Annotated in this window: 16 protein-coding genes; 12 read left to right on the plus strand and 4 right to left on the minus strand. The window is 71.7% G+C overall.

All coding sequences use genetic code 11. The annotated features are described in order from the left end of the window. The first annotated feature begins 74 nt into the window (after window positions 1–74). Window positions 75–3,617, plus strand: coding sequence for a DNA polymerase III subunit alpha (dnaE, locus tag ACFHW1_RS14500; RefSeq protein WP_416551748.1), 3,543 nt, complete (start codon window positions 75–77; stop codon window positions 3,615–3,617). A 21-nt stretch (window positions 3,618–3,638) separates the two neighbouring features. After that, the gene (locus ACFHW1_RS14505; RefSeq protein ID WP_416551749.1) at window positions 3,639–4,460 is read left to right on the plus strand and encodes a DUF2567 domain-containing protein; all 822 of its coding nucleotides are present in this window, start codon (window positions 3,639–3,641) and stop codon (window positions 4,458–4,460) included. Here the strand turns inward: ACFHW1_RS14505 and ACFHW1_RS14510 are convergent. Further along, window positions 4,375–5,076, minus strand: a complete 702-nt coding sequence (locus tag ACFHW1_RS14510) for an LON peptidase substrate-binding domain-containing protein (protein ID WP_416551750.1) — start codon at window positions 5,074–5,076, stop codon at window positions 4,375–4,377. The genes ACFHW1_RS14505 and ACFHW1_RS14510 overlap by 86 nt on opposite strands. An 87-nt stretch (window positions 5,077–5,163) precedes the next feature. Between ACFHW1_RS14510 and hisD the strand changes: the two genes are divergently transcribed. From hisD to hisF, 8 genes are read left to right on the plus strand one after another with little or no spacing between them, the layout of a single operon-like run. After that, window positions 5,164–6,546 carry a histidinol dehydrogenase gene (gene hisD / locus ACFHW1_RS14515; RefSeq protein WP_416551751.1) on the plus strand — a complete coding sequence of 461 codons (1,383 nt, stop codon included), beginning with the start codon at window positions 5,164–5,166 and terminating at the stop codon, window positions 6,544–6,546. Further along, entirely contained in the window at window positions 6,543–7,727 is a 1,185-nt protein-coding gene (locus ACFHW1_RS14520) for a histidinol-phosphate transaminase (protein WP_416551752.1), read from the plus strand. Before hisD ends, ACFHW1_RS14520 begins: the two co-directional genes overlap by 4 nt. Next, the gene (gene hisB, locus ACFHW1_RS14525) at window positions 7,727–8,338 is read left to right on the plus strand and encodes an imidazoleglycerol-phosphate dehydratase HisB (RefSeq protein WP_416551753.1); all 612 of its coding nucleotides are present in this window, start codon (window positions 7,727–7,729) and stop codon (window positions 8,336–8,338) included. Before ACFHW1_RS14520 ends, hisB begins: the two co-directional genes overlap by 1 nt. 1 nt (window position 8,339) lies before the next feature. After that, on the plus strand, window positions 8,340–8,510 hold the full coding sequence (locus ACFHW1_RS14530; RefSeq protein WP_416551754.1) for a hypothetical protein: 171 nt from the start codon (window positions 8,340–8,342) through the stop codon (window positions 8,508–8,510). After that, window positions 8,510–9,175: an imidazole glycerol phosphate synthase subunit HisH gene (hisH, locus tag ACFHW1_RS14535; protein ID WP_416551755.1), complete on the plus strand. Its 666-nt coding sequence runs from the start codon at window positions 8,510–8,512 to the stop codon at window positions 9,173–9,175. The genes ACFHW1_RS14530 and hisH overlap by 1 nt, the downstream gene beginning before the upstream one ends. After that, window positions 9,172–9,498 (plus strand): hypothetical protein, encoded by a 327-nt coding sequence (locus tag ACFHW1_RS14540; RefSeq protein ID WP_416589583.1) that lies wholly within the window; start codon window positions 9,172–9,174, stop codon window positions 9,496–9,498. Before hisH ends, ACFHW1_RS14540 begins: the two co-directional genes overlap by 4 nt. Window positions 9,499–9,525: 27 nt before the next feature. Further along, window positions 9,526–10,272 (plus strand): bifunctional 1-(5-phosphoribosyl)-5-((5-phosphoribosylamino)methylideneamino)imidazole-4-carboxamide isomerase/phosphoribosylanthranilate isomerase PriA, encoded by a 747-nt coding sequence (priA, locus tag ACFHW1_RS14545; protein WP_416551757.1) that lies wholly within the window; start codon window positions 9,526–9,528, stop codon window positions 10,270–10,272. After that, window positions 10,269–11,051, plus strand: coding sequence for an imidazole glycerol phosphate synthase subunit HisF (gene hisF / locus ACFHW1_RS14550; protein ID WP_416551758.1), 783 nt, complete (start codon window positions 10,269–10,271; stop codon window positions 11,049–11,051). The genes priA and hisF overlap by 4 nt, the downstream gene beginning before the upstream one ends. A 33-nt stretch (window positions 11,052–11,084) precedes the next feature. Here the strand turns inward: hisF and ACFHW1_RS14555 are convergent, their stop codons facing one another. Beyond that, a complete protein-coding gene (locus ACFHW1_RS14555) occupies window positions 11,085–11,558 on the minus strand; it encodes a hypothetical protein (RefSeq protein ID WP_416551759.1) in 474 nt (157 codons plus the stop codon). Window positions 11,559–11,614: 56 nt separating this feature from the next. Between ACFHW1_RS14555 and ACFHW1_RS14560 the strand changes: the two genes are divergently transcribed. Then, complete coding sequence (locus tag ACFHW1_RS14560; protein ID WP_416551760.1) at window positions 11,615–13,132, plus strand: beta-N-acetylhexosaminidase; 1,518 nt, start codon at window positions 11,615–11,617, stop codon at window positions 13,130–13,132. Here ACFHW1_RS14560 and ACFHW1_RS14565 read toward each other — a convergent pair. Further along, entirely contained in the window at window positions 13,107–13,838 is a 732-nt protein-coding gene (locus ACFHW1_RS14565) for a YczE/YyaS/YitT family protein (RefSeq protein WP_416551761.1), read from the minus strand. The genes ACFHW1_RS14560 and ACFHW1_RS14565 overlap by 26 nt on opposite strands. Before the next feature lie 59 nt (window positions 13,839–13,897). On the opposite strand from ACFHW1_RS14565, the gene ACFHW1_RS14570 reads away from it, so the two are divergent. Further along, on the plus strand, window positions 13,898–15,358 hold the full coding sequence (locus ACFHW1_RS14570) for a PLP-dependent aminotransferase family protein (RefSeq protein WP_416567977.1): 1,461 nt from the start codon (window positions 13,898–13,900) through the stop codon (window positions 15,356–15,358). A 25-nt stretch (window positions 15,359–15,383) separates the two neighbouring features. Here the strand turns inward: ACFHW1_RS14570 and ACFHW1_RS14575 are convergent, their stop codons facing one another. Further along, window positions 15,384–17,210: an AMP-dependent synthetase/ligase gene (locus tag ACFHW1_RS14575; protein ID WP_416568010.1), complete on the minus strand. Its 1,827-nt coding sequence runs from the start codon at window positions 17,208–17,210 to the stop codon at window positions 15,384–15,386. Between the last annotated feature and the right edge of the window lie 27 nt (window positions 17,211–17,237).

Raw genomic sequence — 17,237 nt, forward strand, 5'->3', positions numbered from 1 at the left:
GGCTCGATGCGGTGCCGGCGGCGACACGATAGGGTTCGCTGGTCGTGCCGGGACGGGAGAAGGGGGCCGGGTCGGTGTCCGATGGTTTTGTGCACCTGCACGTGCACACAGAGTATTCGATGCTCGATGGAGCGGCCCGGTTGAAGGAACTGTTCGCCGAGGCCAACCGTCTGGAAATGCCGGCCCTGGCGATGACCGACCACGGCAATCTTTTCGGCGCGTACGATTTCTTCAAGCAGGCGACCGGTGCCGGGGTGAAACCGATCATCGGCCTGGAGGCGTATCTGACGCCGGGGACGGATCGTCGGGACCGGACCAGGGTTCGGTGGGCCGACGGCGGGGAGAACGACGTCTCCGGTGGTGGCGCGTACACCCACATGACGATGCTGGCGGCGGACGCGGACGGCCTGCGTAACCTGTTCCGGCTGGGCTCGCGGGCGAGCCTGGAGGGGTACTTCTACAAGCCGCGTGCGGACCGGGAACTGCTGAACGAGTACGGCAAGGGGATCATCGCGACGACGGGGTGCCCGTCCGGTGAGGTCCAGACCTGGTTGCGGATCGGTGACTTCGAGAAGGCGTGCGCGTCGGCGGCTGAATTCCGCGACATCTTCGGGGCCGACAATTTCTACCTGGAGTTGATGGATCACGGTCTGGGTATCGAGACCCGGGTCCGGGATGATCTGATCCGGCTAGGTAAGCGGTTGAATCTCAAACCGGTCGCGACCAATGATCTGCACTACACGCATGAACGGGACGCGGATGCGCACGAGGTGCTGCTGTGCGTTCAGTCCGGTTCGACGATGGCGGACCCGAAGCGGTTCAAGTTCGACGCGCGGGACTTCTATCTGAAATCCGCTTCGGAGATGCGGAAACTGTGGGACGCCGAGGTGCCGGGGGCGTGTGACAACACTCTCGAGATCGCCGAGAAGATCGGCGACTATTCGGCGTTGTTCGCGTCCCGTGACCTGATGCCGCAGTTCCCGGTGCCAGCCGGGGAGACCGAGGAGTCGTTCCTGCGGGCCGAGGTGCTGCGTGGGCTGGAGCGCCGGTTCCCCGGTGGGGTGCCCGAAGGGCACCGCCGGCAGGCCGAGTACGAGCTCGACGTGATCCTCAAGATGGGTTTCCCCGGCTACTTCCTGGTGACCGCGGACCTGGTGCACTACGCCAAACGGGAGGGGATCCGGGTCGGTCCGGGCCGTGGTTCGGCGGCCGGGGCGCTGATCGCGTACGCCCTGGGTATCACGGAGCTGGACCCGATCCCGCACGGCCTGCTGTTCGAGCGGTTCCTGAATCCGGACCGGGTGTCGATGCCGGATATCGACATGGACTTCGACGAGCGTCGCCGCGGTGACATGATCCGGTACGCGACCGAGCGGTACGGCGAGGAGCGGGTCGCCCAGATCATCACCTACGGCACGATCAAGGCGAAGGCCGCGATCAAGGACGCGGCGCGGGTGCTCGGCTATCCGTTCGCGATGGGTGACCGGATCACCAAGGCGATGCCGCCGCCGGTGATGGGCAAGGACATCCCGCTGACCGGCATCTTCGACCCGAAGCACCCGCGCTACCCGGAGGCGGTGGAGTTCCGGGCGTTGTACGAGTCCGACGGCGAGGTCCGCAAGATCGTCGACACGGCCAAGGGTCTGGAGGGGCTGAAACGGCAGTGGGGGGTGCATGCGGCCGGGGTGATCCTGTCCCGGGATCCGCTCGTCGACGTGCTGCCGATCCAGAAGCGGGAGCAGGACGGGGCGATCATCACCCAGTGGGACATGGGCGCGTGTGAGTCCATCGGCCTGCTGAAGATGGACTTCCTCGGGCTGCGCAACCTGACCGTGATGGACGACTGCCTGGCCGGGATCGCCGACAACCAGAACCTCAACCTGGTCCTGGAGGATCTGCCGCTGGACGACAAGCGCGCCTACGAGCTGCTCGCCCGCGGTGACACGCTCGGGGTGTTCCAGCTCGACGGCGGGCCGATGCGGTCGCTGCTGCGGTCGATGGTGCCGGACAACTTCGAGGACATCTCCGCCGTCCTCGCCCTGTACCGGCCGGGTCCGATGGGCGCCAACGCGCACAACGAGTACGCCGACCGCAAGAACAACCGCAAACCGGTGGTGCCGATCCACCCCGAGCTGGCCGAACCGCTCGCCGACATCCTGGGCGACACCTACGGGTTGATCGTCTACCAGGAGCAGGTCATGGCGATCGCCCAGCAGCTGGCCGGCTACACGCTCGGCGCCGCTGACCTGCTGCGCCGGGCGATGGGCAAGAAGAAGAAGGAGATCCTGGACAAGGAGTACGTGCCGTTCTCGCAGGGCATGCGGGACAACGGCTACTCCGACGAGGCGATCAAGACGCTGTGGGACATCCTGGTCCCGTTCTCCGACTACGCGTTCAACAAGGCACACACCGCCGGCTACGGCCTGGTGTCCTACTGGACCGCCTATCTGAAGGCCAACTACCCGGCCGAGTACATGGCCGCGCTGCTGACCAGCGTCGGCGACGACAAGGACAAGGCCGCCGTCTACCTGGCCGAGTGCCGGCGGATGAAGATCAAGGTGCTGCCGCCGGACGTCAACGCCTCCGGGGCCCGGTTCACCGCCGTCGGCGCCGACATCCGGTTCGGCCTGGCCGCCGTGCGTAACGTGGGCACGAACGTGGTCGACGCGATCGCCCGGTGCCGCAAGGACAAGGGCGCCTACACCGACTTCTACGACTTCCTGCGCAAGGTCGACCCGGTGGCCTGCAACAAACGCACCGTCGAGTCGTTGATCAAGGCGGGCGCGTTCGACTCCCTCGGCCACACCCGCCGGGGCCTGCTGACGGTGCACGCCGACGCGATCGACTCGTTCATGGACCTCAAACGCAACGAGGCGGTCGGCCAGTACGACCTGTTCGGCGACGCGTTCGGCGCCGCCGACCCGGCCGGCGGCGGCGCGGGCCCGATGGTGGTCACCCCGCCGATCCCCGACGACGAGTGGGACAAGACCGACCTGCTCACCTTCGAACGGGAGATGCTCGGCCTGTACGTCTCCGACCACCCGCTGTTCGGAGTCGAGCACGTCCTCGCCAACGCCGCCGACATGTCCATCGCCGCCCTCGCCGAGGACGGCGCGGTCGCCGACGGCACCGTGGTCGTCCTGGCCGGCATCCTCTCCGGGGTACAGCGGCGGATCACCAAGCAGGGCCGGGCGTGGGCGTCGGCCACCCTGGAGGACCTGGGCGGCGCCGTCGAGGTGCTGTTCTTCCCGAACACCTACGAACTCGTCGGCCAGTACATCGCCGAGGACGCCATCGTCGTGGTCAAGGGCCGGGTCGATCGACGCGACGACCAGCCCCGGCTGATGGCGATGGACCTGTCCGTACCGGAGATCACCGCCGCCGACGAGATCAAACCCATCGTGATCGCGCTGTCCCCGGCCCGCTGCACCCCGCCCCTGGTCGACAGCCTCCGCGACGTGCTGACCAGCCACCCCGGCTCGGCCGAGGTACACGTCAAACTCGTCAACGGCGGCCGCGCCACCCTGCTGCGCCTCGGCCCGCACCGGGTCGCCCCGACGACCGCCCTGATGGCCGACCTCAAGGCGCTCCTCGGCCCTACCGCCGTGGCCGGCTGAGACCTGCGAGAGGATCGACGGGTGAGTTCCACCGCCGACGCCGGCCCACCCGGCGACCCGACCGGCCCGTCCGGAGCGTCGCCGGCACCCTCGTCCGACGTCGGCGCGGCGGGGTCCACCCCGGCCGCCAGCCGGCGCCGGATCCGGCGACGGCCAGGGCTGTACGTCGCCGCCGCGATCACCGTGGGCGGTGCTCCGCTCGGCGTCGCCTGGTCGATGCTGGCCCCCTGGATCCCGGTGGTCAAGACCGAGCAGGGCGCGGCGGTACGGGGCGGCGACCCGGAGGTCTTCGTCGCCGCCGACGGCTGGTTCGCGATGCTCGGCGTCGGCTACGGGATCCTCGCCGGGATCGTCGTCTGGGCGTCGCTGCCCCGGTCCCGTGGCCCGTACGGGCTGGTCGCCGTCGCCGCCGGTGGGCTCGGCGCGGCGGCGCTGGCCTGGGCCCTGGGCCGGCAGATCGGCCTGGCCGGCTACCAGCGGGCGATCGAGGCGGCGGCGCTCGGTGCCCAGTTGGAGCGGCCACCGGACCTGCAGGCCGGCGACTTCGACCTGTGGTTCGGCGTGCTGCCGACGGTCACCGGCGCGTTCAGCGCTCCGGCGCTCGGCGCAGTGCTGGCGTACACCATGCTGGCCGGCTGGTCCAGCCACCCGGACCTGCGTCCGGGGCCGGACCGGGGCGAAGCCGGGCCTGACCTTCCGATCCTCCCAGCGGCCCCGGACGTTCGTCCGGCCCCGGACGTCGCCGCCGATCCGCGGATCAGTTCGGACTCGCCGGAACCGCCAACTCGGGCAACGGGACCGGCACCGCCCGCACCCGGCGCAGCAGCGCCACCTCCCGATTGAGCATCCGCAGCTCGGCCCGCAGCCGTCGGGCGGTGTCCAGCTCCGCTAGCAGCGCCTGCCGCTCGCTGATGTGCAACGCGGCGGTCGCCGCCACCAGGTGGGAGAGCACGGTCGGCGTCTCCGGCAGCTGCTCGGTGATCTCGGCAGAGTCGGTCCGGACCAGGTCGAGATACTGCCGGAACACCGCGAGCACCTGCGGGGCCAGCAGGTCGGCCAGCTCCTCGGACCCGGTCGGCTCGGGCAGCCACTGCACCGACGCGGTGAGGTACGGCGTACCTTCGGTGGCCAGGTCGGTGATCCGGAACCGGCGCCGGCCCACCGTCACGATGTCGTACCGTCCGTTCGGCAGCTCGGTGACCTGCCGCAGCTGAGCGGTGCAGCCGATTTCGTACAGGCTCACCGAGGTCGGTGCCGGCGCACCCGGCGGCCCGGCGCTCGGCAGCACCTCCCAGCCACGCCGGATCGCCACCACCCCGAACTCCCGGGTGACGCCCTCGGGCAGGCTGGTCAGATGCCGGACCAGTGCCCGGTAACGCTCCTCGAAGATGTGCAGAGGCAGCACCAACCCGGGGAAGAGCACCGTCCCGAGCGGAAAGACCGGTAGCCGCTGACCCACCGGTCGAGCCTAGCGTGGTCACGCTCACTGTCCCGTCCGCTGGACGGCCGGCGTCCGGCCAGTGGGAGGACGCCTAGACTCGCAAGCGTGCTGAACCGGATCGACCTGCGAGGCGGGTCACCTGACCCGCGTGGCCTGCTGCCCCGTGCCCAGCTCGACGTCTCCGTGGCGGTCGAGCGGATCCGCCCGCTGGTGGAGGCGGTCCGTGACCATGGCTACCCGGCGATCCGGGAGGCGGCCGAGCGGTTCGACGGGGTCAGCCCGCACCGGCTGCGGGTGCCCACCGAAGCGCTCGCCGCGGCCGAGCGCGACCTCGATCCCGGGGTCCGGGCCGCGCTGCTGGAATGCATTGACCGGGCCCGGCGGGTGCACGCCGACCAGCGCCGGACCGACGTCACCACCCAGGTGGTGCCCGGCGGCACCGTCACCGAACGCTGGGTGCCGGTCGGCCGGGTCGGGTTGTACGTGCCCGGCGGGTTGGCGGTGTACCCATCGACCGTGGTCATGAACGTGGTCCCCGCCCAGGTCGCCGGGGTGGCATCGCTGGTGGTGACCAGCCCGCCGCAGCGCGACAACGACGGGCTGCCCGATTCGCGGGTACTGGCCGCCTGCGCCCTGCTCGGCGTCGACGAGGTGTACGCGGTCGGCGGAGCCCAGGCCGTCGCGATGCTCGGCTACGGTGCCGCGGTCGACCCGGACGGGACCGACCGGTGCGCCCCGGTCGACGTGATCACCGGGCCGGGCAACATCTGGGTCACCGCCGCCAAACGGCTGCTGCGCGGGGTGGCCGGTATCGACGCCGAGGCCGGCCCGACCGAGATCGCCATCCTCGCCGACGACACCGCGGACCCGGTGCACGTCGCCGCCGACCTGATCAGCCAGGCCGAGCACGACCCGTTGGCGGCCAGCGTACTGGTCACCCCGTCGACCGGGCTGGCCGACGCGGTCGACCAGGAACTGGCCCGGCAGGTGCCGGCCACCCGGCACGCCGACCGGATCGCGACCGCGCTCGGCGGCGAGCAGTCCGGCACCGTCCTGGTCGACGACCTCGACGCGGGTCTGGCCGTGGTCGACGCGTACGCCGCCGAGCACCTGGAGATCCAGACCCGGGACGCCCGGCAGTGGGCGCTGCGGGTCCGCAACGCCGGGGCGGTCTTCGTCGGCGCGTACGCCCCGGTGTCGCTGGGCGACTACTGCGCCGGCTCCAACCACGTTCTGCCCACCGGCGGCTGCGCCCGGCACTCCTCGGGCCTGTCGGTGCAGTCCTTCCTGCGCGGCATCCATTTCGTCGAGTACGACGCGGACGCGTTGCGTGACGTCGCCGAGCACGTGGTCACCCTGGCCGAGGCGGAGGACCTGCCGGCGCACGGGCAGGCGGTCCGGGCCCGGTTCGCCGACCCGGCCGGCAGCGCCGCCCCGGCAGCGAACTCACCGGCCGTTTCCCCGGGCGGACCGGCGGTGACCAGATGACCGGCCCGGTCACCCTGGACGACCTGCCGATCCGCGACGATCTGCGCGGGCGCAGTCCGTACGGGGCACCGCAGTTGGACGTACCGGTGCGGCTCAACACCAATGAGAACTCCTACCCGCTGCCGGACGTCGTGGTCGAGGCGATCGCCGAGGCGGTCACCGCCGAGCTGCGGCAACTCAACCGCTACCCGGACCGGGACGCGGTCGCACTGCGGGCCGATCTGGCCGGCTATCTCGGGCACGGGCTGACCACCGCCGGGGTGTGGGCGGCCAACGGCTCCAACGAGATTCAGCAGCAGTTGCTGCAGGCGTTCGCCGGTCCCGGCCGGGTGGCGCTCGGCTTCACCCCTGCGTACTCGATGCATCCGCTGCTGGCGGTGGGCACCGGCACCCGGTGGGTGGACGGCCGACGCGGACCCGACTTCGACCTGTCCGCCGACGACGCGGCCGGCCAGGTGGTCGAGCACCAGCCGGACCTGGTCTTCCTCTGCTCTCCGAACAACCCGACCGGGACCGCCCTGGACCCGGCGGTGGTGCGGGCGGTACTGGCCGCCGCGCCGGGCATGGTCGTCGTCGACGAGGCGTACGCCGAGTTCGCCCGCCCCGGCACGGCCAGCGCGGTGCGGCTGCTGTCGACGCATCCACGGCTGGTGGTGACCCGGACGATGAGCAAGGCGTTCGGTTTCGCTGGCGGTCGACTGGGCTACCTGGCGGCGCATCCCGCGGTGGTCGACGCGGTCCAACTGGTCCGCCTGCCCTACCATCTGTCGGCGCTGACCCAGGCGGCGGCCCGGGCGGCGCTGGCGCACCGGGACACCCTGCTCGGTACGGTACGGGTGATCATGCAGCAGCGGGACCGGATCGTCGCCGAGCTGCGTCGGCTCGGGCTCACCGTGGCGGACAGCGACGCCAACTTCGTGCTGTTCGGTGTCAACGGCGCCGGTGGCGCCACCGGCGACCAGCGGGCCGTCTGGCAGGCGTTGCTGGAACGCGGGGTGCTGGTCCGTGACGTCGGGCTGGCCGGCTGGCTGCGGGTGACCGCTGGGACGCCGCAGGAGACCGACGCGTTCCTCGACGCGATGACCGAGCAGGTCACCGGGTCCGAACCAGCCGCCACGTCGCAGACAGCCGCAAATCTCCTCCCTGGCCTGCGGGCCGGAGCGTCCACGGAAGGAATCTGATGAACCGCACCGCACGGGTCGAACGCACCACGGCCGAGACCAAGGTGCTGGTGGAGCTGGACCTCGACGGCACCGGCACCGCCGACATCGGCACCGGTGTCGGCTTCTACGACCACATGCTGCACCAGATCGCCCGGCACGGCGGGTTCGACCTGACCGTACAGACGGTCGGTGACCTGGAGATCGACGCGCACCACACGATGGAGGACACGGCGATCGCGCTGGGCACCGCGCTGCGCCAGGCGCTGGGCGACAAGGCGGGCATCCGCCGGTACGGCTCGGCCACCATCCCGATGGACGAGGTACTGGTACGGGCGGTGGTCGACCTGTCCGGCCGGCCGTACGTGGTGCACGACGAGCCGGCGCTGGCGCCGTACATCGGGCCGGTCTACCCGACCAGCATGACCCGGCACATCTGGGAGTCGCTCGGCCACTCGGCCATGATCACGCTGCACGTGTCGGTGCTGCGGGCCGCCCGCGACGGCGGCCACCCGGACGCGCACCACGTGGTTGAGGCCCAGTTCAAAGCGGTCTCGCGGGCGCTGCGCGAGGCGGTGGCGATCGACCCCCGGTCGGCCGGCTCGGTGCCCAGCACCAAAGGCGCGCTGTAACGTGGACAGCTTCCTGCCGGTGGCGCTGTTCGCGCTGGCCGGGGTGCTGGTCGGTGGCGTCTGGTCGCTGCACCGTCAGGGTGCCGGGCGGGGTGCCATCGGTCTGGCCGCCGGCCTCGCCCTGCTGGCGGTCGCCGCCGGCGTGTTCTGGTTGCTACCGGGAGGTGACTGATGGTCACGCCATCGCCGGCCGTCGTGGTGCTCGACTACGGCTCCGGCAATCTGCGCTCCGCCGAACGGGCTCTGGCCCGGGCCGGTGCCGAGGTGACCGTGACCGCCGACCTGGCCGCGGCCGACGCCGCCGCCGGACTGGTGGTGCCGGGCGTCGGCGCGTACGCGGCCTGCATGTCCGGTATCGACGAGCTGGGTGCGGCGCCGGTGATCGCGCGGCGGGTCGCCGAGGGCCGCCCGGTACTCGGCATCTGCGTCGGCATGCAGATCCTCTTCGAGTACGGCGAGGAGCACGGGGTGGTCACCAAAGGGCTCGGCCTGCTGCCCGGCGGGGTTCGCCGGCTGCCCGCCGAGCGGGTGCCGCACATGGGCTGGAACACCGTCGCCGCGCCGGCCGGCAGCACCTTGTTCGCCGGTCTGCCCGGCGACGCCCGGTTCTACTTCGTGCACTCGTACGCGGCACTCGCCGTCGACCAGCTGAGCGCCGCCGGCGCCCTGGTCACCACCACCGAACATGGAGCCGGTTTCGTGGCCGCCGCCGAACGTGACGCGCTGTCGGCGACGCAGTTCCATCCGGAGAAGTCCGCTCAGACCGGGGCGATCCTGCTGGGCAACTGGCTGGCCACGTTGACTCCACCGACCATGACGGGAGGGGAGGACCGGTGAGCAAGGAACGGGCCCGCCGCCGGGCCGCCCGGCTGGCCGAGGCGGAACGCGAGCGGGCCGCCCGCGCCCGGACCAGCGCCCGCCGGCAGCGGCGCCGGTCCGCGCTGCGCCGGCTCACCCCGCGTCGGCCGGGCGGGCGCACCGGGCGGCTGTTCATCCGGCGTAGCCGCGCCGAACGTGCCGGGATCGCGGTGCTGACCGTGGCGGCGCTGGCGGTCGTCTGGCTGGCCGTGCCCGACATGGCGCTGCGCCTGCTGCTGATCGTCGTACTGCTGCTCGTGGCACCCGCCGTCGTGGTCATCGCACTCGGCCGACGGACCTGATACCCACCACCTTCGAGGAGACAATCCGTGACCCTGACCCTGCTTCCCGCTGTCGACGTCGCCGACGGCCAGGCCGTCCGCCTGGTCCAGGGCGCGGCCGGTAGCGAAACCTCCTACGGTGATCCGCTGGAGGCGGCGCTCGCCTGGCAGCGTGACGGGGCGGAGTGGATCCACCTGGTCGACCTCGACGCCGCCTTCGGTCGGGGCAGCAACGCCCATCTGCTCGCCGAGGTGGTCCGGCAGATCGACGTAGCGGTGGAGTTGTCCGGCGGGATCCGCGACGACGAGTCGCTCGCCGCCGCGCTGGGCACCGGCGCGGCCCGGGTCAACATCGGCACCGCCGCGTTGGAGGACCCGGTCTGGTGCGACCGGATCGTCGCCGAGTTCGGCGACCGGGTGGCGATCGGCCTGGACGTGCGTGGCCGTACGCTGGCCGCTCGAGGCTGGACCCGTGACGGTGGTGACCTGTTCGAGATCCTCGAACGGCTGGACAAGGCCGGGGCCGCGCGGTACGTCGTCACCGACATCACCAAGGACGGCACCATGCGGGGACCGAACCTGGACCTGCTCCGGGAGGTGTGCTCGCGGACCGACGCGCCGGTGATCGCCTCCGGCGGTGTGTCCACCCTGGATGATTTGCGGGCGCTCGCCACTTTGGAATCGGCCGGGGTGGAGGGAGTGATCGCAGGCAAGGCGTTGTACGCCGGCGCGTTCAGCGTCGCGCAGGCGCTCGCCGCGCTGCGCGACGCCGGCCGATCGGAGGCCTCGGCGTGACCGTCGCGGTCCGGGTGATCCCCTGCCTCGACGTGGACGCGGGCCGGGTGGTCAAGGGGGTCAACTTCGTCGACCTGCGTGACGCCGGGGACCCGGTCGAGTTGGCCGCAGCCTACGACGCGGCCGGCGCGGACGAGTTGACCTTCCTCGACGTCACCGCCTCCTCCGACGCCCGCGGCACCATGCTGGACGTGGTCCGTCGGACCGCCGAGTCGGTCTTCATCCCGCTCACCGTCGGCGGCGGGGTGCGGTCGGTGGAGAACGTGGACACGCTGCTGCGCGCCGGAGCGGACAAGGTCGGGGTGAACACCGCGGCGATCGCCCGACCCGATCTGATCGCCGAGATCGCCGACCGGTTTGGCCGGCAGGTGCTGGTGCTGTCCCTGGACGTGCGCCGCGCCGGGCCGCAGACGGTGGCCAGCGGTGACACGCCCAGCGGTTTCGAGGTGACCACGCACGGCGGTCGGCGGGGGACCGCGATCGACGCGGTGGCCTGGGCACGGCGCGGCGCCGAACTGGGCGCCGGGGAGATCCTGCTCAACTCGATGGACGCCGACGGAACCAAGGCGGGCTTCGACGTCGAACTCATCGCCGCGGTACGGGCGGTGGTCGACATCCCGGTGATCGCCAGTGGCGGGGCCGGTGCCACCGCGCACTTCCCGCCGGCGGTGGCCGCCGGGGCCGACGCGGTCCTCGCCGCGAGTGTGTTCCACTTCGGCGAGCTGACCATCGGCGCGGTCAAACGGGAGCTGCGCGACGCCGGCCACCCGGTGCGCTGACCGCCATAGCCGGCCCTGTCGACCCGCCCGAGGTCAGGCCCGGCCCTGCCGGGCGGCGGAGTTCTCCACCGGACGCCGGGGCGCCGGCGGTAGGAAACGCCCGGTGTATTCGAGCATCGCGGCGGCGTGGTCCTGGTCGTCCAGCTGCCAGTCGGCCTCGGCGGTGGTGTACCGCTGGTCGAGCACCCCGTGCACACTGTCCACGGTGGTGGTCAGACCGCTGCGTGGCCGGTCCCGCCACAGCCGTTCACCGGCCTCGGTCACCTGGAACCAGCCGTCGCTGACCGAGACCAGCCCGGCACCGAGTAGCCGGCGTACCCCGGTCTCGATCTCTTCCCGGGTGGGGATCGCCTGGTTGAGGTGTTCGGCGGTGGTGAGCACGTCGACCAGGCGTACCCCTTCGGGCCGGCGGCTCAGCGGAGACCTGCGGTGCCGACCCACCTTGCCCGCGATGACCGTCGAGACGAAGATCCACGCGTCCGACCAAGCCCACCCCTCGTCCATCATCTGCCCATGATGCCGCGCCGGGCGCGCGGGCGGAACTCCTGTGCTTGGCTGTGGACATGCTTTTGCCGCGTCCCACCCGGCTGATCCGTGCGGCCGGGCATTTCACCCTCGATGCGACGACCGGTGTGTGCGCGCCGGCCGGCGTCGCCGACCTGCTGCGCGAACTGCTCACCCCGGCGACCGGGCTGCCGCTGGCGGCAGCGGGGGCGCCCGGCGATGGCGTGATCAGTCTGCTGGTGCGCGACGATCCCGCGCTCGGCGCCGAGGGCTACCGGCTGCGGGTCGACCCGTCCGGGGTCCGGGCGGTGGCCGCCGCCGAGGCCGGGCTGCGCTGGGCGGTGCAGACGCTGCGTCAGTTGCTGCCCGACCAGGTGTACGCGGCCGGTCCGGTCACCGGGGTGCCGTGGCGGCTGCCGACGGTGGAGATCGTCGACGTGCCGGCGTACCCGTGGCGGGGATCGCTGCTCGACGTGGCCCGCTGGTGCCACCCGCTGCCGCTGCTCTACCGCTATGTCGATGTGCTGGCCATGCACAAGCTCAACACTCTGCACCTGCATCTGACCGACGACCAGGGTTGGCGGTTCGAGGTGCGGCGGTACCCCCGGTTGACCGAGGTGGGCGGGTTCCGGGCGGCGTCGCCGGCCGGTCATCTTCGGGACGGCCGCAGCGACTGGGTGCCGCACGGCGGCTGGTACCGGCAGGCAGAGCTGCGTGACCTGGTGGCCTACGCGGCCCGGCGCGGTGTGCGGATCATGCCGGAGATCGACCTGCCCGGGCACGCTCAGGCGGCGATCGCGGCCTATCCCGAGTTCGGCAACGATCCGACCCGCCGGTTGGCCGTCGGGACGACCTGGGGGATCTCCACCCACGTACTCAACCTGGAACCGGCCACCCTGGCCGCCGTGCACCACATCCTCGACGAGGTGGTCGAGGTCTTTCCGTTCGAGTACGTGCACGTCGGCGGGGACGAGGTGCCGACCGCCGAGTGGGCGGCGAACCCGGCGGCCGTCGCCCGGGCCACCGAGCTCGGCCTGCCCCGGGTGGCCGACCTGCAGGGCTGGTGGACCGGGCGGCTGGCCGAGCATCTGGCCGGTCACGGTCGGCGGACCGCGGTCTGGGACGAACTGCTCGACCGGGGAGTTCCGGGCGGGTCCACCGTCTTCGCGTGGCGGGGCATCGACCGGATCGACCTGGCCCGGTCCGCCGGTCTTCCGGTGGTTGCCGCGCCGTACAGCCACACGTACTTCGACTGGGCCGAGTCCGACGATCCGGCCGAGCCGTTGGCCATCGCCGGGGTGCTGCCGCTGCGCACGGTGTACGGGTTCCAGCCCGGCGACGTGCTCGGGGTGCAGGGGCAGCTGTGGAGCGAGTACCTGCCCACCGAGCAGCGGGTGTGGTGGCGGGCCTTCCCCCGGCTGGCCGCGTTGGCGGAGGTGGGTTGGTCCGGACCGGTGCCGACCGACGACACCGGCGCGGTGCCGCCCGGGGTGTGGGCGGAGTTCCGTAGTCGGCTGACCGGGCAGCTGCGCCGGCTGGACCGGGTCGGCGTCAGCTACCGTCCGCCGGACGACTGACCGCCGGGACCGGCTCGGGCGCGGTCGCGCCGGTGGGTACGGTGCACAGCGGCAGGAAGAACTGCACCAGCGGTCCGATGCCGACCGCGTAGAGCACGGTGCCCAGCCCGCCGGTGCCGCCCAGCAGCCAGCCGCACGCCAGCACGGTCAGCTCGATCACGGTGCGGACGAGCCGGACCAAGCTGCGCGGGTGCCGGGCGACCCAGCCGGTCATCAGCCCGTCCCGGGGGCCGGGGCCCATCCGCGCCCCGATGTACAAGGCGGTGGCCAGGCCGTTGAGCACGATCCCGGTGACCAGGAACGCGCCCCGGACCGGCAGCTGCGTCGGTGCGGGCAGCAGTGCGAGACCGGCGTCCACCGCGACGCCGATCACCACCACGTTGCTGACCGTGCCGAGGCCGGGCCGCTGCCGCAGTGGTATCCACAGCAGCAGCACGGCTCCGCCGACGAACACCGTGACGGTCCCGAAGCTCAACCCGGTCAGCTGGGTCAACCCCTGGTGGAAGACGTCCCACGGGTTCAGCCCGAGATCCGACTCGATCATCAGCGCCATGCTGACGCCGTACAGGGCGAGGCCGGCGTAGAGCTGTCCGAGCCGTCGGGGCAGTCGCCGACCCGGGTGGCGGCCGGGGCGGCCGCCGGGATGGTGACCGGGGTTGGGGTCCGGTCTGCGGCGGAGTCCACCGCCGTTGCCAATCTTGGTCATGCATGCCACATTGAAGGCCAATCGGCGATCGCGATACGACCAATTGGAGGCAACTGGCTATGGCAGTGATCGTGCGGGGCAGCCAATTGGCCCGGCTGCTCGGCCAGTGGCATGCCCTGCCCGGCCGGCGGCGCAACCCGGACTACGCCGCGTTGGCCGGGGCGGTCCGCGGCCTGCTCGCCGACGGGCGGCTGCCGCTCGGCGTACGGCTGCCGGCCGAGCGGGAACTGGCCGAGGCGCTGCGGATCAGCCGGACCACCGTCACCGCCGCGTACCGCAGTCTGCGGGAGACCGGCCACCTGACCAGCCGCCGGGGGGCCGGCAGCTGGACCACGCTGCCCACCGGACACCAGGTGGCCAGCTCCGGGCTGTGGACCGCGGAGACCGCCCCCGACATGATCGACCTGGGGTACGCGGCGCTGGCCGCCCCACCCGAGCTGGTGCCGGCGGCCCGCGCCGCCGCCGAAGACCTGCCCCGCTACCTTCAGCACGCCGGCTACTACCCGACCGGGCTGGCCGAGCTGCGGGCCTCGGTCGCCCAGGGCTACACCCGGCGTGGTCTGCCCACCAGCGCGGAGCAGATCATGGTGACCAGCGGCACCCAGCACGCCCTCGACCTGGTGCTACGGCTGCTGCTGCCAGCTGGCGCACCGGTGCTGGTCGAGTCGCCTACCTACCCGAACGCGCTCGCCGCGCTCGCCGCCCGTCGGGCCCGGATCGCCACCCACGGACTGGCGACCACCGCCGGCGGCGGTTGGGACGCCGACCTGCTGCTCGGCGCGATCCGACAGGACGGGCCCCGGCTGGCCTACCTGATCCCCGAGTTCCAGAATCCGACCGGTCACCTGATGTCGGCCGAGCTGCGGGAACGGGTGGTCGCGGCGGCCCACGCCAGCGGCACCGACCTGGTGGTCGACGAGTCGTTCGTGGACCTGCCGCTGGACGGCACCCCGGTGCCACCGCCGACCGCGGTCTTCGATCGGCACTCCCGGGTGATCTCCATCGGGGGGATGAGTAAGCCCTACTGGGGTGGGCTGCGGATCGGCTGGGTACGGGCCTCGGCGCCGTTGGTACAGCGGCTCGCCGCCCTGCGGGTCGGGGTGGACATGGCCGGTCCGGTGCTCGACCAGCTGGTCGGGGTCCACCTGCTGGCCGCGGCGGACACCATCGTGCCGGCCCGGTTGGCGCAGCTCACCGCCCAGCGGGACGCGCTGCTCACCGAGCTGGCCAACGTGTTGCCCGAGTGGCGGGTCAGCGTGCCGCACGGCGGGGTGACCCTCTGGGCGGAGCTGGACGGCCCGATCTCCAGCGCGCTCGCCCGAGCGGCCGAGGAGTCCGGGGTACGGCTGGCCCCCGGCCCCAGGTTCGGCATCGACGGCACCCTGGAGCGGTTCCTGCGGTTGCCGTTCACCCTGCCGGTGCCGGTGCTGACCGACGCGGTACGGCGGATCGCCGCCGTGCGCTACGACCTTGACCGCACCAGCCGCCGTCAGTGGCGGGAGCCCGCCATGATCGCCTGACGGCGGCTGGTGCCCGACCCCACGGTCAGATCTCGGCGAGCTGACCGGCGTACATCCGGTCGATCTCGGCGGCGAAGTTGTTCTCCACGATCCGGCGTTTGATTTTGAGCGACGGCGTCATCTCGCCGTCCTCGATGGTCAGGTCCCGACTGAGGATAGCGAACTTCTTGATTGTCTCCCACCGGTTGAGCTTGCCGTTGAGTTCGGCGACGTAGCCCGCCACCAGAGTGTGCACCTCGGGCGAGGCGACGATCTCGGCGTACGGCCGGCCAGCCAGCGGCCCGTCGGCGGCCCAGCCGGTGATGGCGTCCGGGTCCAGGGTGACCAGCATGGTGCAGTAGTTGCGGGCCTGGCCGATCACCACCGCCTGCGAGGTGTACGGGCAGACCGCCTTGAACAGGCCCTCGATGTGCGACGGTGCCACGTACTTGCCGCCGGACGTCTTGACCAGGTCCTTCTTGCGGTCGGTGATGGTCAGGAAGCCCTCGTCGTCGAGATTGCCGATGTCGCCGGTGCGGAAGAATCCGTCGGCGGTGAACGCCTCGGCGGTCTCCGCCGGCAGGTTGTGGTAGCCACGCATCACCGGTGCGCCGCGCAGCAGCACCTCGCCGTCCTCGTCGATGCGGCACTCCAGGTCGCCCAGCGCCTGCCCGACGGTGCCGATCTTGATCTGGACCGGCCGGTTGACGAAGTTGGCCGCGCTCGCCTCGGTCAGCCCGTAGCCCTCGCAGATCGGCAGGTTGGCGGCGGCGAAGAACTCGGCGATGTCCGGGCTCAGCGGCGCCGAACCGGAGACCAGCGCGTTGATGTGCCCGCCGAGGCGGGCCTGGAGCTTGCTGAAGACCAGTTTCTCGGCGATCGCGTACTTGAGCTTCAGCCCACCCGGCACCGGCCGGCCGGCCTGTTGCAGGGCCACCCGCTGGCGACCGACGCGGACCGCCCAGTCGAAGATCCGGGCCTTGGCGCCGCCGGCCTCCTGCGCTGTGGCGACCGCCTTGTTGTAGACCTTCTCGAAGATCCGCGGGGCGGCGCACATCAGCGTCGGCCGGACCACCGACAGCATGTCGACCAGCTTGTCCACCCGGCCGTCGACATAGGTCGGCAGCCCGACGTGGATGATGCTGCACAGCAGGGTCTTGCCGAACGAGTGTGACAGCGGCAGCCAGAGGTACTGCAGGTCGTCGGGGTTCATGATGCCCAGCTGGGACTGGGCGACGGCCTCCCAGCACCAGCCCCGGTGCAGCAGCTCGACGCCTTTGGGCCGGCCCGTGGTGCCGGAGGTGTAGATCAGGGTGGCCAGGTGCTCCGGCTCGATGGTGGTGGCGATCCGTTCGACCAGGCCGGGTTCCTCGGCGAGTGCTTGGGTGCCGCGTTCCTCCAGCTCGGCCAGGGTGAGCTGGGGGACCGTCGCGGCGGGGTCGGCTGCTCCGTCGATGAGCACCACGTGGGTCAGCGCCGGCAGGTCCGCGTCGGCCATCTTGTCGGCTTGGGCACGGTTCTCGGCGATCAGAATTTTCGAGCCGGAGTCGCCGACGATGAACGCCGCGTCGGCCGGCTCGGTGGTGGGGTAGACCGTGGTCGTCGCGCCGGCGGCGCACATGATGCCGAGATCGGCCAGCACCCATTCGATCCGGGTGTTGGCCAGGATGGCCACCCGGTCCTCGTTGCCGACGCCCAGTGCGTACAGGCCGGCGGCGATCGCCCTGGTCCGGCCGGCGACCTCGGCCCAGGTCATCCAGGTCAGGCCGGAGTCGCCGGGGGCGGGTCCGGCGATCGCGTTCCGGTCCGGCGTGGCAGCCACCCGCTGCAGAAACATGTCGGGAATCGACCGGTATGGGACGTCGAGAGCCATCGGGTCCGTCGCCTCCGCATATGTGAT

The sequence above is a fragment of the Micromonospora sp. LOL_014 genome (assembly GCF_048060245.1).
Classification (GTDB): Bacteria; Actinomycetota; Actinomycetes; order Mycobacteriales; family Micromonosporaceae; genus Micromonospora_E.